The sequence below is a fragment of the Serratia sp. HNCC26DJ206 genome (genome assembly GCF_057180605.1).
In genome coordinates, this window is record NZ_JBXUGP010000001.1 from 15,130 (window position 1) to 34,724 (window position 19,595).

Annotated in this window: 16 protein-coding genes, 1 tRNA gene and 1 pseudogene; 8 read left to right on the forward strand and 10 right to left on the reverse strand. The window is 50.4% G+C overall.

The features are described from left to right. Window positions 1-2 precede the first annotated feature (2 nt). The 6 genes from tssH (at window position 3) to AC2A1E_RS00090 (ending at window position 8,161) form a co-directional block, all read left to right on the forward strand. A complete protein-coding gene (tssH, locus tag AC2A1E_RS00065) occupies window positions 3-2,669 on the forward strand; it encodes a type VI secretion system ATPase TssH (RefSeq protein WP_484382011.1) in 2,667 nt (888 codons plus the stop codon). A 141-nt stretch (window positions 2,670-2,810) separates the two neighbouring features. Further along, window positions 2,811-4,403, forward strand: a complete 1,593-nt coding sequence (gene tssA, locus AC2A1E_RS00070; RefSeq protein ID WP_484382226.1) for a type VI secretion system protein TssA — start codon at window positions 2,811-2,813, stop codon at window positions 4,401-4,403. 198 nt (window positions 4,404-4,601) lie between these two features. Beyond that, on the forward strand, window positions 4,602-5,135 hold the full coding sequence (tssJ, locus tag AC2A1E_RS00075) for a type VI secretion system lipoprotein TssJ (RefSeq protein WP_484382012.1): 534 nt from the start codon (window positions 4,602-4,604) through the stop codon (window positions 5,133-5,135). Window positions 5,136-5,138: 3 nt separating this feature from the next. Continuing rightward, on the forward strand, window positions 5,139-5,573 hold the full coding sequence (tssE, locus tag AC2A1E_RS00080) for a type VI secretion system baseplate subunit TssE (protein ID WP_484382013.1): 435 nt from the start codon (window positions 5,139-5,141) through the stop codon (window positions 5,571-5,573). Between the two features lie 9 nt (window positions 5,574-5,582). Beyond that, window positions 5,583-6,998, forward strand: coding sequence for a VasL domain-containing protein (locus AC2A1E_RS00085; RefSeq protein WP_484382014.1), 1,416 nt, complete (start codon window positions 5,583-5,585; stop codon window positions 6,996-6,998). 254 nt (window positions 6,999-7,252) lie between these two features. Next, complete coding sequence (locus tag AC2A1E_RS00090) at window positions 7,253-8,161, forward strand: pepsin/retropepsin-like aspartic protease family protein (RefSeq protein WP_484382015.1); 909 nt, start codon at window positions 7,253-7,255, stop codon at window positions 8,159-8,161. Between the two features lie 115 nt (window positions 8,162-8,276). On the opposite strand, the gene AC2A1E_RS00095 is transcribed toward AC2A1E_RS00090, so the two are convergent. After that, complete coding sequence (locus tag AC2A1E_RS00095; protein WP_484382016.1) at window positions 8,277-8,861, reverse strand: isochorismatase family protein; 585 nt, start codon at window positions 8,859-8,861, stop codon at window positions 8,277-8,279. Between the two features lie 55 nt (window positions 8,862-8,916). Beyond that, window positions 8,917-9,744: a pirin family protein gene (locus AC2A1E_RS00100; RefSeq protein WP_484382017.1), complete on the reverse strand. Its 828-nt coding sequence runs from the start codon at window positions 9,742-9,744 to the stop codon at window positions 8,917-8,919. A gap of 179 nt (window positions 9,745-9,923) precedes the next feature. Between AC2A1E_RS00100 and AC2A1E_RS00105 the strand changes: the two genes are divergently transcribed. After that, entirely contained in the window at window positions 9,924-10,808 is an 885-nt protein-coding gene (locus AC2A1E_RS00105) for a LysR family transcriptional regulator (protein WP_484382018.1), read from the forward strand. Window positions 10,809-10,882: 74 nt separating this feature from the next. Further along, a pseudogene (locus AC2A1E_RS00110) lies at window positions 10,883-11,723 on the forward strand (IS5 family transposase). A gap of 52 nt (window positions 11,724-11,775) precedes the next feature. On the opposite strand, the gene AC2A1E_RS00115 reads toward AC2A1E_RS00110, so the two are convergent. From AC2A1E_RS00115 to mtfA, 8 genes are all read right to left on the reverse strand, one after another. Then, a complete protein-coding gene (locus AC2A1E_RS00115; RefSeq protein ID WP_484382019.1) occupies window positions 11,776-12,372 on the reverse strand; it encodes a DUF1120 domain-containing protein in 597 nt (198 codons plus the stop codon). A 12-nt stretch (window positions 12,373-12,384) separates the two neighbouring features. Next, the gene (locus AC2A1E_RS00120; protein WP_484382020.1) at window positions 12,385-14,757 is read right to left on the reverse strand and encodes a fimbria/pilus outer membrane usher protein; all 2,373 of its coding nucleotides are present in this window, start codon (window positions 14,755-14,757) and stop codon (window positions 12,385-12,387) included. Between the two features lie 61 nt (window positions 14,758-14,818). Then, window positions 14,819-15,517: a fimbria/pilus chaperone family protein gene (locus AC2A1E_RS00125; RefSeq protein WP_484382021.1), complete on the reverse strand. Its 699-nt coding sequence runs from the start codon at window positions 15,515-15,517 to the stop codon at window positions 14,819-14,821. Window positions 15,518-15,624: 107 nt separating this feature from the next. Beyond that, window positions 15,625-16,356: a DUF1120 domain-containing protein gene (locus AC2A1E_RS00130; protein WP_484382022.1), complete on the reverse strand. Its 732-nt coding sequence runs from the start codon at window positions 16,354-16,356 to the stop codon at window positions 15,625-15,627. Window positions 16,357-17,923: 1,567 nt separating this feature from the next. Beyond that, window positions 17,924-18,181, reverse strand: coding sequence for a phage integrase central domain-containing protein (locus AC2A1E_RS00135; protein WP_484382227.1), 258 nt, complete (start codon window positions 18,179-18,181; stop codon window positions 17,924-17,926). A 21-nt stretch (window positions 18,182-18,202) separates the two neighbouring features. After that, window positions 18,203-18,385, reverse strand: coding sequence for an Arm DNA-binding domain-containing protein (locus AC2A1E_RS00140; RefSeq protein ID WP_484382023.1), 183 nt, complete (start codon window positions 18,383-18,385; stop codon window positions 18,203-18,205). A 160-nt stretch (window positions 18,386-18,545) separates the two neighbouring features. Next, window positions 18,546-18,621, reverse strand: a tRNA-Asn gene (locus AC2A1E_RS00145). A 93-nt stretch (window positions 18,622-18,714) separates the two neighbouring features. After that, window positions 18,715-19,503, reverse strand: coding sequence for a DgsA anti-repressor MtfA (mtfA, locus tag AC2A1E_RS00150; protein WP_484382024.1), 789 nt, complete (start codon window positions 19,501-19,503; stop codon window positions 18,715-18,717). Between the last annotated feature and the right edge of the window lie 92 nt (window positions 19,504-19,595).

Here is a 19,595-nt window from a genome sequence, read left to right on the forward strand (position 1 = left end):
CTATGGAAAATCAGTCAGCTATTTTATTACGCCGGTTAAATTCTCATTGCGCGCAGGCCTTGGAAGCTGCGGCGACCTTGTGCCAGACCCGTGCCCATGCGGAAATTACCATTGAACACTGGTTGCTCAAATTGTTGGAGTTGGGAGAGGGGGATATTACCGTACTGGCGCGCCGTTATGAGTGGGATATGGACGGAGTGTGGCAATCGCTGTTAGCGAATCTTGATACTTTGCCACGCTCGGTCCGTAGCCGCCCACATCTTTCGGTCGCCTTGTTGAACCTGATCAAGCAGTCTTGGCTGGCGGCATCTTTGGATGAAGATGCCCAGCAAATTCGCAGCGTCCACCTGCTGGGTGCGCTGATGGCAAAGCCTTCACAGCTGTCTACCGATGGCCTGTGGCCGCTATTGAGCCTGAGTCCAGGTCAATTGAAGCGTCTGCGTCCTTTGCTGGATGCACAATCCGATGAGCGCCCGGAGTTACAGCAACAGGCTGAGCTGGGGCGCTATCCTTCTGCTTTGCCTCAGCAAGAGTCAGAGTCTGCGGCGGATCCTTTAGTTTCCTCACCACTGCCCAATGAAGCATTGCTGGCGGTGTTGGACAAGTTCACACAGGATATCACCGCCAAAGCCAAGGCCAACGAAATTGACCCGGTATTCGGGCGTGATAACGAAATCCGCCAGATGGTGGATATCCTTTCCCGTCGGCGTAAAAACAACCCGATTCTGGTGGGTGAACCTGGGGTGGGTAAAACGGCACTGGTTGAAGGACTGGCTTTGCGAATTGCCGAAGGTAACGTGCCGGACAGCCTGAAAACGGTCAGCGTCCGCACGTTAGACCTGGGGCTGTTGCAGGCAGGAGCCGGTGTGAAAGGGGAGTTTGAGCAACGCCTGAAAAACGTGATTGCCGCAGTGCAGCAATCGCCGAACCCGATCCTGCTGTTTATTGATGAAGCGCACACCATTATTGGTGCAGGTAATCAGGCGGGGGGCGCCGATGCGGCCAACCTGCTTAAACCGGCACTGGCGCGTGGCGAGCTGCGCACGATTGCTGCCACCACCTGGTCGGAATACAAGCAGTATTTTGAGCGTGATGCAGCATTGGAACGCCGCTTCCAGATGGTGAAAGTGGACGAACCGGATGATGAGAAAGCCTGTTTGATGCTGCGTGGCCTGAAAGATCGCTATGCCAAGCACCATGGTGTACATATCACCGATGAAGCGGTAAAAGCCGCGGTGACCTTGTCGCGCCGTTATCTCACCGGTCGTCAGCTGCCGGATAAAGCGGTTGATTTGCTGGATACCGCCAGCGCACGGGTGCGCATGAGCCTGGATACCAAACCGCAGCCATTAATGCAGGTCAGCTCTGAACTGATGGCGCTGGACATGGAACAGCAGGCCATTGAACAGGATCTGGTGCTGAGCTCCGATGCCGATCCGGCCCGTTTGGCCGATATCACCGACTGGCGCGATGTGCTGCAAAAGCAGCAGGTCGAGCTGGAAAAGCAGTATCAGCAAGAAAAAGCCTTAACCCAGCAGCTACTGGAACTGCGCAAGGATCTCAGCCGTTCGGTGGAGCGTGCGCAACTGCAACAGCAGTTGAATGAGCTGCAAAATAACATTCGTTTACTGTCACTGGACGTGGATGCCCGTACCGTGGCGACGGTGATTGCTGATTGGACTGGAGTCCCGTTGGGCAGCTTGCTGAAAGATGAGCAAACTAACCTGCTGCAACTGGAGCAGAATCTGGGGCAACGTGTAGTTGGCCAGGACGCAGCGCTGTTGGCGCTAGCGCAACGCCTCCGAGCGTCTAAAACCGGTCTTACGCCAGAGAATGGCCCGCTGGGCGTCTTCCTGCTGGTTGGCCCGAGCGGCGTGGGTAAAACCGAGACGGCCCTGGCGTTGGCAGATAGTCTGTTTGGCGGCGAAAAAGCACTCATCACGATCAACATGTCGGAATACCAGGAAGCGCATACCGTTTCCCAACTGAAAGGTTCACCGCCGGGTTATGTTGGTTACGGCCAGGGTGGCGTGCTTACCGAAGCGGTACGCAAGCGTCCGTACAGCGTGGTGTTGCTGGATGAAGTAGAGAAGGCCCACCGTGATGTGCTGAACATGTTCTACCAGGTGTTTGATCGTGGCTTTATGCGTGATGGCGAAGGCCGTGAGATCGATTTCCGCAACACGGTAATCCTGATGACCGCCAATATGGGCAGCGATCACATTATGCAACTGCTGGATGAGCAACCAGAAGCGCCGGATGCCACCTTGCACGAACTGTTGCGTCCGATCCTGCGTGAGCACTTCCAACCCGCACTGCTGGCCCGTTTCCAAACGGTGATTTACCGCCCTCTGGCCGCCTCGGCATTGCGCAATATCGTGGAAATGAAACTCGAACAGGTCGCTCAGCGTCTGCAACGCCACTATGGGTTGAACTGCACTATTGAAGAGAGTCTGTACGATACGCTGGTGGCTGCCTGCCTGTTGCCAGACAGCGGTGCGCGCAACATTGATAGCCTGCTGAATCAGCAGATCCTGCCGGTATTGAGCCAGCAGTTGTTACAACAGTTGGCACAGCATCAGAAACCGCAACACCTGCTGTTGGGGTACAACGATGAAGAGGGTATTACGCTGGCGTTTGACGATCCGAACAGTGTGCAGACCGCGTGATGTCCAATATGGCTAACTCTTTTCTGCGTTACTGGCGCTATTGAAACGACGAGGTTTTACTTTGCCGACCAAGATGTTCGATGTCAGTGGTAAAACACCGGCAACCCCGACAATTGATAACCTCACTGTGGAGGTGGAATGATGCTGACACAACTTGTCGCCGCGTGTTTTAAAGATCGTGATGTGCTGGATGAAGCCAAACAGGCCGCCGCATTGTGGCAACGTTGGCTGGAGCCTATCGCAGCAGAGGCGCCGGTTGGCGACGATCCGGGTTATGACGACGATTTTCAGCGCATGCGCGAAGAGGTGAATAAGCTCTCAGGCGCAGACACCGATCTGATTTGCCAATTGGCGGAGAAGCTGCTGACCACCAGTTGCAAAGATGTGCGGGTGGTCACTTATTACCTGTGGGCGCGTTTGCATCGAGATGGCGAAGCCGGTCTGGCCGACGGGTTAACGCTGTTGGCCGGGTTGGTTGATCAATATGGCGAAGCCTTGTTACCCCCTCGCGCCAACAGCCGGAAAGTGGCGTTGGAATGGCTGGCGGGCGGCAAGGTGCAAGATAGCCTGATGCGTTACCCGGAAATTGAAAAAGCCGATTTCGAACGCGCCGTAGCCGCGCTGGCATTGCTTGATCATGCCTTTAGCCGTTGGCCGGAACAGGATCGGCCTTCATTTGCCGGGCTCTACAGCGCGCTGGATAATCGGTTGGCCCAGTCGGGCGGCATGGATGCGCTGGTGCCACAAAATAGCGGAGCACAAGAAAGCACGCCTACGCAGGTTCGGCAGCAGGATCTGCCCAGCCTGCGTCAGGTGCAATCCGGGCGCGATCTGCTGGATCAGGCGAAAGAGTTGGCACGTTATCTGCGCGAACAGCCACAAGGGTGGCTGTCCGGTTCAAGGTTGATGAAAAGCGTCCGTTGGGACACCGTGCATCAGCTCCCTCCGCAAGACAGCGCTGGCCTGACTCGGTTGGTGGCACCGCGTACCGAATACCGCGCCCAGTTAAAGCGCCTTTACCTGCAACAAAGTTGGGGCGAATTACTGGAGCGGACGGAAAGCATGTTTGCCGAAGGGGTGAATCATTTCTGGCTTGATCTGCAATGGTATACCTATCAAGGGTTGAGCAAGCATGGTCATCCTTATGATCTGTGGGCAGATATAATCAAAAACGATCTGGCAATGCTGCTGGAACGTTTACCGGGCTTGGAAAAGCTGGCCTATGCCGACGGTACCCCCTTCGCCGATGAAGTCACGGTGGCGTGGATCGAGCAGCATGTGAAAGGGAGCTCTTCTACCTGGCTGCCAGAGAATGCCGCAACGGTTGCGGGCGAAGATAGCGACATCCTGGCGTTGGAACCGGAAGCGCTTGCCCAGGCAGACAGTGATGGTATTGAGGCAGCTCTGGGCTGGTTGGCTGGCCGCCCTGGGATCCACACGCATCGTCAACGCTGGTTGCTGCGGCTGTTGATGGCGCGCGTTGCCGAGCAATACGGCAAGAATGAGATGGCGTTGCATTTGCTGAGTGAACTGGATGGCCCGGTGGAACTCTTTACGCTAAGCCAGTGGGAACCCGCACTGATGTTTGAAGTGAAGGCCCGGCGGCTGAAGTTGTTGCGCATGAAAGCACAACGCGGTGACGCAGATAAAGCCGAACTGGCTCGCCAGATGGAACTGCTACTGAGTGGGCTGGTGGCCATCGATCCGGCACGTGCTGCCGTATTGTGTGGTTAGTGAAACGCGGCAAAAGAGCATATAGAGGTGCTGGTGCTTTCAGGGGCATGATTTACCCCGAATATACTCGTCATACTTCAAGTTGCATGTGCGTTGGCTGCGCTCGTTCACCCCATCTATGCTCCTGGGGCCTCGCGAGCTTGCCGCCTTCCTGCAACCCGAATTATTTAGAGTACACCGTCAGTAGAGAGATTTCTGATGTTAAATATCGCTATTAAACCCGCGCAATTAGTGTCAGGCGTGATTTTGGCATTGATGTTGACGGGCTGTGGCCTGACGCAAAAGGTTGCTGAAGGCACCAAGTCTGTTGCCAGTTCAATATTTTATAAACAGATCAAAACATTGCATCTTGATTTTGCTAGTCGCGCCGCGCTTAACACGGCTGAGGATGACAGCACATCATTACCGACGGTGGTGCGCATTTATCAGCTACGTGACCGTAAAGCTTTTGACAAAGCTGACTATCAAAGCCTGCTGCTGAGGGGCGATGATGTACTCAAAGCCGATCTGTTGGCCAGCCGTGAAGTGGTGGTTAAGCCCGGCGGCTCTGTCAGCCTGGATATGCCCCTGGAAAAAGAAGCGAATTTTGTCGCCGTCGTGGGGCTGTTCCGCGCCCCGGATCTGGCTAAAAATAACTGGCGCTATGTGATACCGCGCGAAGAGCTTGATCCAGATAGACCCCGCACGTTAGAGCTGAGTAAAGGCCTGACGTTGATACCCCTGAAGGATTAACCCATGACCTCATTGAATCCTTCCCTGTATGAAATGCTCACCGGCAATTTCTCTGGTGAGCTGGGCCTGAACCAGGTCAGTGAGGAGGACCAGGTGATCCTCTCGGTACTCGATAACATGCAGCGCATTCTTAACTGTCGGGCGGGCACGCTTAGCCATCTGCCTGATTATGGTTTGCCGGATATGAGCAAAATATTGCAGGGGATGCCCGGCACGGCGCATACGCTGATGACCACGCTTTCGCATACTTTGCTGAAATATGAGCCACGACTGAAAAGCATCAGGGTTATTCTGCTGCCCGAGACTCAGCCCGGGCATTTGAACTATGCCATTGATGCCGAATTGAAAGGGGTAGGGCTGGTGCGTTACGGCACTGAGTTTGTGCCGGAGGGGCGAGTATTAGTTCGGCATCTAAAAAAACAACAGCGTATGGAATAAGGTAACTGAATGAGCGCATTATCATCAGGAAACAGCATCAAAACCGGTGGCGATCCACGTACTCTGGCGGAGTTCGCAACGCTGAAAGAGGAAATCGCCAAGCTGAGTCACCCGGCGCGCCCGGATGTACACTGGGGCAAGGTTGAACAACTCTGTATGACATTGTTCCGGCAAAATGGCGTGGAACTGCAAACGGTCGCGTGGTTTACGCTGGCACGCACGCAACGTTCTGGGTTGTCTGGTATCCATGAAGGGTTGCAGTTGATTGATGGGTTGCTCACGCACCAGTGGCCGGTCTTTTGGCCGCAACAAACTCACGCCAGGGTAGAGATTCTGGCATGGCTGGTTGCTCGTTTGCAGCAGGTGTTGCGCACGCAGGAGTTCCAGTATGGCGATCTGGCGCAGATTTACCGTATTGAAAAGGTGCTGGAGCATGTGTGCTACGTGTTGCAACGCCTGGATCTAAAACATCTCAGCAAGCTGGATAACCTGCGCAGTCAGATGCATCACGCCGCACTGCGGCTGGAAAGCCTGGAGTCAGCCGCCACCGCAACCTCACAGGCGACTGAAATTCGGATTGAGCCGGAAGGCGCGTTCCAGCAGGAAAGTGCGGCATCACCGCCGTTGGTCTATATCATCAAAGAGTCAGCGCCAGTGCCGCCCCCAGCACCTACCCCAATTCCTGCGCCATTGCCTGCTCCCGAACCGGAGCCTGAACCTACCCCTGCTCCCGTTCCCGCTCGCTGGAAGATGTGGCACGGTTTTTTGGCTGGGGTGATGCTCAGTATGCTGGTTGGGGCTGGCACCTGGTGGGGGATTACTTCTCTTCGGGTGTCTGGCACTGAGCAGGTCTTGCAGAATATGGTCAGGCCATTGCCCGTGTTGTTGGAACCGGGGCAATTGGCAAAGCTTCAGCAAACGGATCATCGTGCTGAATTGGCCAGACTTGAAGATAATATGGCTCAAACCAGTGGTGAACAACTGCTACGGCTGGATGCACTGTCCCCGCTCTGGGCACTGAACTATGGCAACGTTCTGGTGCAACAGTTGCACGCACTTTGGCCTGCAAGCCCGCAGGTAAAACAGCTAGCTGAGCAGTGGCATCAGCAGCGCGAAGCACAAGCGTTGCCAAAAAACGCGATGGAAGACTGGCATCAGGCGCAAACCCGCCTGCAACAGTTGGCCGATAAGCTGAATTCGCTGGACGAGCAGCGTGGCCGTTACATGACGGTTTCAGAACTGAAGTCGGTCGTATTCGCCGTGCAACAGCCAATGAATCGCACGCCGCCGTTGGAGGAACTCTTGCGTCAGCTTGAAGAACAACAGCGTGCGGGCAAGGTTTCACCTGGATTGCAAACCCAGATCGACAGCAGGCTGACGCAGTTGTTGAATCGCTATGCTTTGTTGACGGCACCCGCTAAATAAAGACTTTCCCGTAGGCCACCCCTTTCAAGCGGAAGGGGTGCGCGTCTTAATATTCCTCGGCTCTGCCAGCCAGTTTACGTGTTTAATCCTTTCAATCTGACATTCACTGACCATCCGCCAGTTTCATAGGTTGTACCTGTTAGCATCACCATTTTTAAGGCCACCAGAGTTTTTGCCGCTCAGGGTCTGACAATGACCGCTATAGTGGATTAGGGACTTCGATCTCAGCAAACACTCTGAATTGGAAAATACGTATGCATGTTTTACTGAATAGGCACATTACGGCGATGATAGTCGTCCTCTTATTTTCAGCGATCTCATTAGTAGCCACCGCCGCTGAAAAGGTTATGCAGATGCCTTTTCAGTTGGATGACACCTCTCTCCCGGTGACCCAGGTTGACATCGACGGGAAACGCCAGACGTTTTCGATCGATACGGGGTCATCCATCGCTCTGCATTTATCGAAAGACGTTATGGCGCAACTGTCTGGGTTGATCATCGATCCTGAAAAAGAGCGCACTACAGATCTGACAGGCAAGATCTTTCTCAATGACCGATTCCACATTCCACAGCTTTCGATCAATGGCATGCTATTTAAGGACGTTAAAGGGGTGTCGTTAACCCCTTGGGGGATGGTTTTAATTCCCAATGGGCATGTCCCTACGTCAATGGTCATTGGCCTGGACTTATTCAAGGGAAAGGCGGTGCTGATTGATTATAAAGGCCAGAATTTGTCAGTGGCTGATGATGTACAAGCATTGAACGTCAACGTATCAGACGGTTGGCTTGCCTTGCCGCTACAGCTTACGCGAGAAGGCATTGTGGTCAATGTTTCGCAGCGTTTGCAGCGCTACAACATGGTGTTGGATACCGGCGCCACGGTATCGGTTTTTTGGAAAGATAGGCTTAAATCTTCATTTACTCGCCTCTCTTGCCAGACCCTGATGCCAGAAATGGACAATAAAGGGTGCGAGGCAACTGAGTTCAAACTTGACGGGATGGGCACAGAAAATATCAAGTTGAATGCGGTACTGCTAGACGGAGCATTTGAGCATATGGAAACGGATGGTTTGATTGGTAATAATTTCTTCAAAAACTTCGTAGTCCTTATCGATTTCCCTGGTCAGAGATTACTGATTAAAGACAACCGTTCCCCAGAGTGAAACTGAGGGGAGCGAGTTCAGCGACAAAGGTTAAAATCATTTGCCACACTAAGGTACGCAGCGCGTGCCTCAATTTTGGCTATAAGGTTAACCACTAATAATTACTCTGGCGTGATTAAGCCATTAACGCTTCCATCAAAACCTTGACTAGTTGCTCACCCTCCGGAGTAGCCCAACTGCCAGCCAATTCAGCGATCATTTGGTTAGTGCTGGTTAGCGTTACTCCATTTCTCTCCATGCGCCGCAGTGCAATATCGTCAGCCATGCGGGTTGGTGAAGCACCGGCATCCGCCACAACCTGGACTTCAAAGCCATCCCGCACCAGACTCAGTGCTGGGTAGACCGTACACACGTCGTTGGTGACGCCAGCAATAATGAGCTTGTTGCGCCCCGTAGCCTTTACCGCCGCCGCAAAGTTGACATCTTCCATCGCGTTGACAATACCCTTGCGCTTTACACGGGCGGCAAACGCCTCGGGTAAAATGATTTCCAGCTCACTGAGTAAAGGGCCTTGAGCATACTCTTCCATACTGGATGTCAGCACGACAGGGATACCCAGAATACCCGCTGATTTTGCCAGCATCAGTGCGTTACGTTTGAGTTCTGCAAACGGCATGGATTTTGCCCAACTCATGGTCCCAACCTGATGGTCAATAAGTAACAGGGCTGCATTATCGGCACTGAATTTTTCGTACAGCATACTTAACCTCCTCTAGAGATAGATAAACCCGATGGGTGAAGCACCGGGTCACACATCAAAGTGCACCAAACTCGCCTTGTTGATACGAGAATAAAGCTGACGCCAGTGCCTCTTTGGAGGCCAGCGCGAGTGGCCCCTGTCGGTAAACGGACTGGTTGAGCGGGGTTCCAATAAAGACCACCATCTGGGAATTACCTTGTTTTGCCTGCAGTTGGATTGTTCGTGAGGCTTCGCCGGTGTGAAAGAGTGGCACCCGCAGCCCATCATTGCTGAAGAGCTGATCGTCAATCACTACGTCACCGAAGATTGGCAGCAGAAAAGCGTTGTAACCCGCTGCCACGGGGATATCCAGTCTGGCTCCGTCATCGAGTGAGATATCCAGCAGCGTGACGTCAGTAGGCGGTGCCAGGGGGGAACGTGTTGCGCCGAAATGGCCGACTGGAATACGGATCTGAACGCCGGGATGCTGTACGACAGGGACATCCTGTGGGGCCAGACTCAGCATGAATGGGGCATCCTGCTGGCGAGACTCTGCCAGATTAACGAAGATCTGCAGCATATGGACGGTTTTCCCCTGTTCGGCAGGAATTTCCTCGTGGATGACACCGCGTCCGGCAGCCGTCCAGTGCAGCCCACCCGGCTGGATTAAATTGCGAGTACCCAGCGAGTCTCGGTTGGCAACACCCGTTTCAGAATCAAGGAACAGATAGGATACTGCCGAGAACCCGGCATGCGGGTGTGGTGGAAACGTGGGCCCATTCATCCAGGCATGGTCGACACCCAAGAATGGATCCAGCAGTGCTGGATCATCTGCGTGCAACTGAAAAGCCCGAAAGCTTTTGCCATGGTTCGCACGATGCAGGCTGACAATGGTATTCATCATGTGACTCCTTAAAGGCTGCTGGCCAAACTTCCCTCTTGAATTACCTCAGCGGAACTGATGGCGGGAAGTATTCGTTCAGGCTAGAGCGCTAATGTTTGTTGGCAGTATCATCTGTCAAAAATTAAATGGGATAAATAGGGTAAAATGGAAATGATTAATCCATTTTTGGGGCAATGTGAATGGAACTTCTGAATGACATGGTGTTGTTTGTTGAGGTCGTAAAAGTGATGAGCTTTCGACGGGCCTCAGAAGTGACTGGTGTACCTAATTCAACCCTGTCACGGCGGATCAGTATGCTGGAAAAAGCAATAGGTTTGAGGTTGTTACACCGTACCACTCGTAAAATTGAACTGACTGAGCCGGGTCAAATCTATTATGAGCGCTGTCGGCGCATTGTGGAGGAGGCGAGGCTGGCGCATGAACAGTTGGGCGATATTCTGGCACAGCCTAGTGGGGTACTGCGGGCTTCTCTGCCGGTGGATTTTGCCATTAACTACATGGCACCGTTGTTGACCGAATTTGCTGCACGCTATCCCGGCATTACTTTTGAATTTGATTTGACGCCCCGTCGGGTTGATCTCGTGACAGAACCCTTTGATGTCGCCATTCGCATGGGGGAGCAGAAGGATTCAAATTTAATCGCCCGTCTGCTGGCGAAGCTTCCTACTTATCTGTACGCCTCACCCAGGTATCTTGAAGCCTCCGGTGAACTGTCTCATCCACATCAACTTGGGCAGCATGAATGTCTGGGGTTTCCTAAGAGTGGCCTTTGGAGCCTGTACAATCCTGGTACAGTAGAAAAAACGGAGCAGGCGGTGAGCGGACGGTTTGTACTCAATAATATCGGTATGATTAAGCGTCTTGCAGAATTCGATCAGGGTATTGCGCTGTTACCGGAGGCTATGGTGGTGGACGAACTGGCGGCAGGGCGTCTCTGTCGAGTATTGCCATTGTGGCAAGGCATGCCAGTGCCGGTATATGCCATGACAGAAACGCGGTTACTACCGGCGAAAACACAGCGTTTCATAGAGTTTCTGCGTGACCGCCTGAGTTCAAGGTCTTGAAACGGTCTAGGGTGTGTCCCGTAACTATTTTTTGTACAATTTAGCGATGTTTAGCCGACAAGAGGCTTTTGAATTTGGCTCGTTATGATGTCCCTGATGAGGCTTGGGCTCTCATTTCCACCCTGTTGCCGCCTGAACGTAATCGTGTTAGCGGCGGTCGCCCTTACCTTGAACATAGGCCTGTAATGAATGGGATCTTTTGGGTGCTTTGCTCTGGTGCTCCCTGGCGAGACCTTCCTGAAAGGTATGGCAATTGGAAAACGATTTACAACCGCTTTAATCGTTGGTCAAAATCTGGAGTAATAAATAGTATTTTCAATAAATTACTCCAAATTTTGGATGAGAACGAACTCATCGATTGGGATGCTATAGCACTGGATGGCAGCAATATCAGGGCATTAAAAGCAGCAGGAGCTAAAAAAATACCCCGATGAACTCAAGGATCATGGGCTTGGTCGCTCTCGAGGTGGTTTTGGCACCAAAGTCCATTTGACGGCAGACAGCTCAGGCTTGCCGTTAAGCTTTTGCTTGAGCGGTGGGCAAGTTCATGAGGGTTAATATGCTGAAACCTTGCTAAACCGAGTTGGGATTATCAGAAAAAGTGGGCACCTAAAGTCCCGTCCTAACGCCGTGTTAGCCGATAAGGGTTATTCGAGCCAGAAGCTTCGTAATCACCTGAAAATAAAAGGTATAAAAGCGGTTATTCCTTTTAAATCGAATGAAAAAGCCAGTCGAGATGGACGCAGAAAACTGGATACCCAGCGGTATAAAAAACGCAATGTCGTTGAGCGGTGCTTTGGGATGTTAAAAGAACATCGTCGCATTGCCACACGCTCAGAGAAAACAGCCAGAAATTACCTTTGCATGCTTAAATTAGGCTCTGTTCGGTTGTTTTTAAAGCGGCTATTGGGTTAAGGGACACAGCCTAGGCTCTGTCACTAATGCGACAGAGCCTTCGGCCTTACTATCAGCGCATCAATTCCAACCTCAGATTAGATTCATTGACCTGAAGAGAGGAGACTTGCGCATCTTTTGTTTGCAGCTCAGGTTCAATATCTAACCGCACAGTCAAGGTTTTACCTTTAGCCAGTTGCCCGTTTACCGTGGCGGCAAAACTTTGATCTGGCTTTAATTGCAGGCTGGACTGTGAGCCTGAGAGAACCCCGCTCGGTGTAATATGGGCGACAGACACACTCTGACCATCTAATTGCGCATCTGACAGATGAATACGCACGCTGCCCTGCTCGCCGTAACGTAAGTCACCATTGGCTGCTTGCGCACCACGCAGCGTCAAGCGTATCGCCTGGGTGTACGGGCAAACGACGTTAACCATTATCGTGCGTTTCCCCGGTGTCACATGATTTCTGCCACTGGATGACTCATTTAGCTGCCAGCGAGTTTGATTACCATAGTCAATCACGGGCGCTCCCAGCGACAGATTGCAGCGGGAATCCGGCATCATGTCCGATGGGCTGTCGGCAAAACCACTGCTGAAAGGCGTATTCGCCCCGGCTAAAGGGCTGAAAGCCAGAGCGAGTAACACGGTAGTCGGTAATATTCTCATCGTAATATCCTGTTATTTACAGACGGCTGACGCTGTCTCATACAGTTCACCAGCATCGGCCTTCTCTGGCAGAATAAGCGTCAGGCTACAGAGAGTATTACCGGAAGACTGGACCTCAAGGACCATATTGGTTGCGGCATCAGGCACAAACACACGGCCATGCTCTCCGACCACGGTAACGAATTTACCTTTACTATCGAAAACACTGGAACCTTGTGGTAACGCTTTTCCTTGCGCATCAACCGCATCAACTAACACTCGACGTGAACGTACCACATCAAAATTGACATGGCTGACCGAGCCACGTGCAGCTTCAGTTTCTTGCCAGGCATTATCGAGATCCACGTCTTTCCTTAAGCTAGTGGTTTTCACCTGAATCGTTGAACGCTTATAGCTGCTGAGTGATGGCAGTACTGCATAACCCTTTCTGTCTGTCCACGTCGGGCCGGCTGGTGTATCTAATTGAACACCCGCTTCCTCACCAACCTTGGCAATACCAAAGGTATCTTGAATAGGATATGGCGAAAGTGTAATGCCCCCATTATGTGCCACCATGCCCCCAGAAGCCCGGGCTGACCAGGTAGTGGAATTGTCAGAGTCGTGGCTGACGCTACCACTGAGTTGGCTGATGGATGTCAATCTGTCAATGCTACCGGTATTCGAGAAACGCTCATTGCGGAAATCACGTTCACTGGCGATACTCCACCCACGATCCTGGCTGGTTCGATCGCTGTAACGTACACCGGCACGCGTACCACGATCGGTGCTATTGACGTAGCTGCTAACGCTTCTGCCATCGAAGGGGATATTCATCGTCAGATACAGCCGATTTTCAGCCTCGTTATTCCGGTTATTGGTATTGCGTTCTGCGCTGGCACTGACAAACGTGCGGCCAAACTGCCGGCTCCAGCTACTACGCAGATAGTCCGTGTTGTTGCCATTAAATGAAGATGTGCGCGCCCAAGATAGCGAGAGGTTACCCACGTTCTCTACCGCCCAACTGACACCGGTGCCGTACTGGCTGCGCGTACGATACTGATAATCCAATTCATCGTCCTGTAACGCATCACTCAGTTCGCTATAGCCCGATGTTTGATAGCTGGCATTGATATTCACCGCCAGACGCTCACTCAGACTCTGGTTAACGCTGGCCGTAGTTGATACACCGTTGTTACCGTGTTTCTGATTTTGAGCCACCGTTGCCTGCACGGTGAGCAATGTTGCATCAAAGGGCTGGTTATCAACTCCCAGTGCTCCGGCCCGGTAAGGTTCAGAGCCTAGAATACCGGCATTGAGTGTCGTTCTGGGGGTAAGCAACCAACCGTTGGCAAGCGTGCCTAATATCGGCGACTCACTGCTGCTCTGTTGATCAAGCTTACCTGCACCCAATGACAGCCCTGGAGCAACCGCATTTCCGTTCAGTAATAATGACGCCGCTGGCACAGTGAACTGCCGGGGTTCACCGTTGCTTCCCGTCATGACCACTTCCAGGTCGCTTCGGGTATTCAACAGCGAAAAACCTTGAAGGCGGAAGGGGCCCGCAGGGACGATGGTGCTATATACCAACACGCCAGATTGGCGGATTTCGACCACTGACTGAGTATCTGCCGTGCCTTCTACTAATCCTGCACCACCACGATCGCCGACCAGAGCCGCTTCCGGAAACATCTGAAAACCGAGCACCTGACCGGTACCAAACAGCGAGTTAGACAGGCTTATCTGACCGGCCTGAAGCACTTTCTTGATGCCTGCAAAGCTGCGCTGGGCATAGGCAGCTTGATGCCTTAGCAAATTCTCGTCGTTAAAGCGTGAAAAAGTCTGGCGGCTGCGCACAATCCAATCGCTGAAATTAAACCCTGCCTCGGTGCCAAGTTGTGTAAAGTTTACGCCGCCCGATGGACCCGATGAGTCCATATATTGCCCGTCGTAGTTAAACATGCCGGCAAAGCCGCCATGCTGCCAGTTACCACTTTCTGTGCCCGACGCTGAAACGGCCTGCCCGGGTACGACCAAGTCAACCCGACCTTCTCCCGGATCAAGATTAAGCTCGGTTTGTGGCCAGGCAGACTTCAGGTCAAAACAGGCGGTTTTTTCAGAGAAACCCGGGGGTGATATTAAACCGGCCTTTTTTTGAAAGTCGGCGTCGGCGCAAAGCTTACCACTCTCATCAAAACGCGCTTTAACTTTACCACGCGCACTGCCATTGACAGTCAAAACTACAGAGGTCTCACCGGGCATAAAACGAGGAGCCTGGCTAAACCAGTCGGCCAGTTTGATGTCAACGCCACGCGCCTGCATGGCTTGAATATCAAATTCAGTATCACCACCATATTCTTGTTCGTTATCAGCCAACGCAGGTAACGCCATGAATGACGCAGTCAGCATAGATAATAATTTTACAGCCCCTTTGGGATTCAGTTGCGTGGTAAAAAGCACGGCATTTCTCTTAATTATTTAGTGTGGCGTCATAGGTATCAACGGTGAATCCCCAAGTAGTTGCTGGGGAAATACGCACTTGCTTGGCTGCTCCAACCTTTTTATTGTTATCCGGTGTCAACGTTAGCGTTTGGCCCGGTAAAATATACGAGTTAGGTAATGTCCACGGAGTATTGTCTGGCAAAGTTTGTATCGACTGGCTCAAACGAACGATATAAGGTGAGGGGTTACTCACCACCATTGAGTGACCGTTTTGCTGCCAGATCAGGTGCTTCCATGGAGCGTAATCTTTTGCCAGCCCAGCAGGACGGATAATCACTGGCAGATTCTGGCGTATAGTGGTACGCACCACATTTTTACCTTTTTGCTGTGGTGGCACACCTTCAAAAATAACGCGCTTCAGCCGTTCAGTTTTTAATGGCTCAGGATTGCTCAGAATAAACCGGACCCGCTGAGATTTACCCGGCTCAACGCGAACCGCTGGCGGTGTGACAGTCAGCAAAGCGTCAGTATCATCTTTAATATTTTCGATAGTGGTCAGAAGCAGAACGGGAAAAGCATCCGTGTTCTTGACGTTAACTGCCACTTCGCCATTATCTTGTTCAACGATGACCACGGTAGTATCAGGTAATACGCCAGTCGCGGACGAACAGGTAGCAACCAGCGATAATGCCAAAGCGCCCACCTGAAAGAGAGAAGAGAATTTCATGTGTAAATTTTCTTTAGTTAAATATGGCAGAAATTCTTGTTAAATATAAACTCGATTTGATTTTCCAATTCAAAAGTCGGGCCATTAAGGCCCGACAAAAAATTGAATTACAAATAGACTAATTCAAGGGTAGTCAAACCATCTAGCGTAATTTCGTGGGTGAGATCAAGCTCAGAGGTTTTATTAATAAACGCCTGAACGCCCAGCTTAGCGCTCATCGTAGTAAAGGCTTTTGGTGTCAATGAACCCGGCTCAGCCCAGCTAATAACACGTTGGGAGGTGCTATTATACATAGCGCCAGTCGATGCCTTACCCCAAGCCATGGAGCCCTCCTGTGCAGAAATCCCATCTACGGCCTCGCCATCAACTAACGCAGTAGTTGGATCGATTCTGGTAGAATAACCACCGATGCGGTTTTTATCAGCTGCGGCTCCACCATCCAGACCCAAGCCTACAATACCTAAGTTAGCACTGCCCGCGTTAAAGAACATAATGCCGGTTGGTGATGCATTTCCAATGCCTGCGTTTTCGGTTAATGCTGTTGGCAATGTACCTGGGCGGCCATTAATCGCTTTGATGGCAACTTTTGCCGGGCCATCACAGGTAATAGCAAAATCGATTTGCTTTTCTGCCAGTGCGGTATATGAATCAGCACTCAGGGTGTTGGTTTTAATCGTGCCGTAATCCACTACGCCACCACCGCCCAGGCTAGGAGAACAGGCTACCGGGCTGATAGTACCGATAACTTTAATATCAACACTTTCTGATGCCATGACTGGCAATGAAGTGGTAGCCAGCACAGCCAGCGCAAAAACGTTTTTCTGCATTTTACTCAACATCTATTTTTGTCCTTCCTTTTCAATATAAAAAATAACGCATTCCCGGTGAGTTTCCCTATGAAACTCGATATTCCTTGGTAATGCTTTTTGGCCCAAAGGGCATTTATTTCACCAGCCTCGCATTCTATGAATACCAGATCGGCAAATGTTCACCACAAATGAATTTATTAAGATACCGGCACCATAACATCCAACTATAATCCCCAGACATACGCGTACCGGTCGATTAAAACCAACTGGGTTAAGTTGAGTAATCTATGTACATTCGCCATGTTTATCGGGTGCTTATATCATTTTAAATGCTATGATATTGACTCTTCTTCAGTAATTCATTTGTGAATTTTATTCAAACCTTATTTTACAGGGTTAGCTTTAATGCTGTTTTTAGATGCCCTCTACTGCTCTCTCACCGAGGGCCATTTTATTCTGACTTAAAGCGCAATGAGTTAATTTAAATACTGGGAAATCTCTGTCATCCAGTTGTTAGCATTAACTCGCACTCTTTGATGAAAGCTTTGGTTACTCTTTTGTTATGTTCCATATAAACGCTTAAAAGCCAGATATCAAATCACATTAATTATTATAGCTAGTGATGTTCAATATCGCCTTAGCATTTAGCTGCGTCCGATCTAATGCCGCAGAGTCACATTTATGCCAGAGACAAAGCATATCCCAGCATGCCAAGCTAATGCAGGCAACTGAAATTTTTTGGATTAGAAACGTGGTCAAATGACATCATAAATAGCCTGCTATCTGACTACGTCTTGTTGCAACAACGCTGGGTGATAATGCAGCAGTCACAATAAAGCGGTTATTCAAATCTAAATCCTTTTAAAAACATGACATCACATCAAGGTAATTTCATTTGTCCCGTGACTGTTTCATTCAAACCAATAGAGATTAAATCTTATTATCTCTAGGCAGCCATTTCTGGTTAACTTGCGGCAATGGTAACTGCGATGACTTTGCAGAGTCAATATCACTATCTATTTTACGGGGTGCATTCACTAATTGTCATATTATTCAATAAGATATATTGATTTTTTGGGTTTATTTCAAGGTTATTCCTAATGATTTTACTGGTGTTAGATCACTATCGCAATCCGTAAAAAAGAATTAAAAACCACAAAAATTATAAATTTTAGAATATATAACCAATCAATGTTAATTTATCAGCATCTAAGTTCATTAATTGGCCAGAGTATAAAAACAATCAATTAATTATTCTTTAGCAATAAAAAATCATTCTATCATTGGGTAATTAATAAAATTAACTATTTGAATATTAAGGATTATTTTTACAAGAAGTGCACATCAATAAAAATACAAGGTTATTCCTAATACTTTAGCGCTTAATGTCAAATTAAGTAAGGAAAAGTATATTTTACTATAATTTCATAAAGTTTTATGGTAATCGATAATTAATGAACGCCTATAGCCATTAAATGACCCTGACGTTAAACGACTGAAGGCTTTTAAAGAAAAGAGCACGAGTCTGAAACCGTTGTTCCAATCGGCCTAGGCTGTGTCCCTCAATTAAAAGTGATATTCTAATCACCTAATTAAATTAACAGGCTATTGACGTGTTCGGTATTACTGATCCACTACAACTGACGATACGCTGCTGTAGTCGCATGGCGACTTCCAGAAACCCCTTGTCTTCGATGGTCTTGAGGACAGACAGAAAATCAGCCGTGGTGATTTTAGCTATGGATCGTTTTCCCAAAGACGGGAACAAATACATTTCAAGGTTTCGCAAAATGCGGGTTGAATGCGTGTAAGACCAGGTGCGGTTGTTTTTGTGCCAGTTCGGCGCGTGAGTCATCACGTAGTTCTCTGGCCAACGTTAGAGAAACGGCAGGGTAGGCACAAAGGCCAGCTTCCTTTCTTTACCGTCATGGCGATACTTGAGATACCAGAGTTTTGAGCCGTTGGGTTTAACCAGAAGGTATAGACCAGCGCTATCACTTATCTTGAAGGGTTTGTCTTGGGGATTGGTACGACGTAGAACAGTATCAGAGATTGACATTTGGGGCCTCGATATTATCGAACCGAACAGGCCCTAATAAAGCCCCCAAAAGTATTGGCATTCAACGTAGCAATATGGAATACAGTGTAATCCTATTCACATAGAACATGTTGATTTTAAAGCTTCCATGGACATCAGCAGACATCAATGGAATAGAAAGTGGCTCCTCTGACTGGACTCGAACCAGTGACATACGGATTAACAGTCCGCCGTTCTACCGACTGAACTACAGAGGAATCGTGTGAACGGGGCGCATCATATCCAGCCACTCAGGGTGTGTCAACGCTAAATTGCTCGTAACGGTGTGACTGCTCATCATCTGAGCAAGCTCAGTGGGGGTGGGTCTCGCTATCGGTATATCCGCGTTGCAAACGTGCCAGCGTGTCTTGCTTATAGAAGCGACGGAAGTGGTCATAGATGGCCGGAAAACGGTTGGCCAGCAGCTCTGGCGCGCTAAAGAAATACTCAGACAGCACCGCAAAACACTCCGCCGGATCGCTGGCAGCATAGGCATCCATGCTGGCGGCTTCTTCGCCAACCATATCTATCTCATCTTGCAGATTTTCCATTGCCGTATGCAGGTCATATTCCCAAGCAGCAATCTCACGCAGGGGAATGGACGGTATACCGGTTGTGGTGCCGCCATTGCGCATATCCAGTTTATGCACGGCTTCATGAATAATCAGGTTGAAACCTGAAAGATCGAAGGAGTCCTGCACGTCCAGCCAGTTCAGCACGATAGGCCCCTGTTCCCAGCTCTGCCCCGATTGCACGACTGGCCCGGAATGCACCAGACCTAGGTCATCCTGCCACTCATCCTCCACGATAAAAGGGGTGGGATAAAGCAGGATCTCATTAAAACCGTCCAGGCATTCCGCCCCCAGTTCCATTACCGGCAAAGCAAACAGCAAGGCAATACGCGCCTGCATCAAAGGCGTCAATTCCAGCCCTTGTAGCGGCACAATACGTTTGTTTTGCAAGATCTGACTTGCGACGGCAACCAAACGTCGCTGCTCATCTTCATCTAAAGGGGAGAGCAGGGGAATATCCAGTGCTTCCTGCCACTGGGCAAAGGTTTCCGCTTGCGGTTGATGCGCTTTCCACGGCCATTTAATCATCGCATTGCTCGTAAAAGTCACTGGAAATCAGGCTGGGGCTGACTCTGCCAAGGTGCCGCAAACAGGGGCGCGGTAGCAGGCACTGTACGGAG

Coding starts and splice junctions, on each gene's coding strand:
- AC2A1E_RS00120 (WP_484382020.1), bottom strand. CDS start 14,757: ATGCTGACTGCGTCATTCATGGCGTTACCTGCGTTGGCTGATAACGAA.
- tssH (WP_484382011.1), top strand. CDS start 3: ATGGAAAATCAGTCAGCTATTTTATTACGCCGGTTAAATTCTCATTGC.
- mtfA (WP_484382024.1), bottom strand. CDS start 19,503: ATGATTAAATGGCCGTGGAAAGCGCATCAACCGCAAGCGGAAACCTTT.
- AC2A1E_RS00090 (WP_484382015.1), top strand. CDS start 7,253: ATGCATGTTTTACTGAATAGGCACATTACGGCGATGATAGTCGTCCTC.
- AC2A1E_RS00085 (WP_484382014.1), top strand. CDS start 5,583: ATGAGCGCATTATCATCAGGAAACAGCATCAAAACCGGTGGCGATCCA.
- AC2A1E_RS00105 (WP_484382018.1), top strand. CDS start 9,924: ATGGAACTTCTGAATGACATGGTGTTGTTTGTTGAGGTCGTAAAAGTG.
- AC2A1E_RS00095 (WP_484382016.1), bottom strand. CDS start 8,861: ATGCTGTACGAAAAATTCAGTGCCGATAATGCAGCCCTGTTACTTATT.
- AC2A1E_RS00140 (WP_484382023.1), bottom strand. CDS start 18,385: ATGTCAATCTCTGATACTGTTCTACGTCGTACCAATCCCCAAGACAAA.
- tssJ (WP_484382012.1), top strand. CDS start 4,602: ATGTTAAATATCGCTATTAAACCCGCGCAATTAGTGTCAGGCGTGATT.
- AC2A1E_RS00115 (WP_484382019.1), bottom strand. CDS start 12,372: ATGAGAATATTACCGACTACCGTGTTACTCGCTCTGGCTTTCAGCCCT.
- AC2A1E_RS00135 (WP_484382227.1), bottom strand. CDS start 18,181: ATGACTCACGCGCCGAACTGGCACAAAAACAACCGCACCTGGTCTTAC.
- AC2A1E_RS00125 (WP_484382021.1), bottom strand. CDS start 15,517: ATGAAATTCTCTTCTCTCTTTCAGGTGGGCGCTTTGGCATTATCGCTG.
- AC2A1E_RS00100 (WP_484382017.1), bottom strand. CDS start 9,744: ATGATGAATACCATTGTCAGCCTGCATCGTGCGAACCATGGCAAAAGC.
- AC2A1E_RS00130 (WP_484382022.1), bottom strand. CDS start 16,356: ATGTTGAGTAAAATGCAGAAAAACGTTTTTGCGCTGGCTGTGCTGGCT.
- tssE (WP_484382013.1), top strand. CDS start 5,139: ATGACCTCATTGAATCCTTCCCTGTATGAAATGCTCACCGGCAATTTC.
- tssA (WP_484382226.1), top strand. CDS start 2,811: ATGCTGACACAACTTGTCGCCGCGTGTTTTAAAGATCGTGATGTGCTG.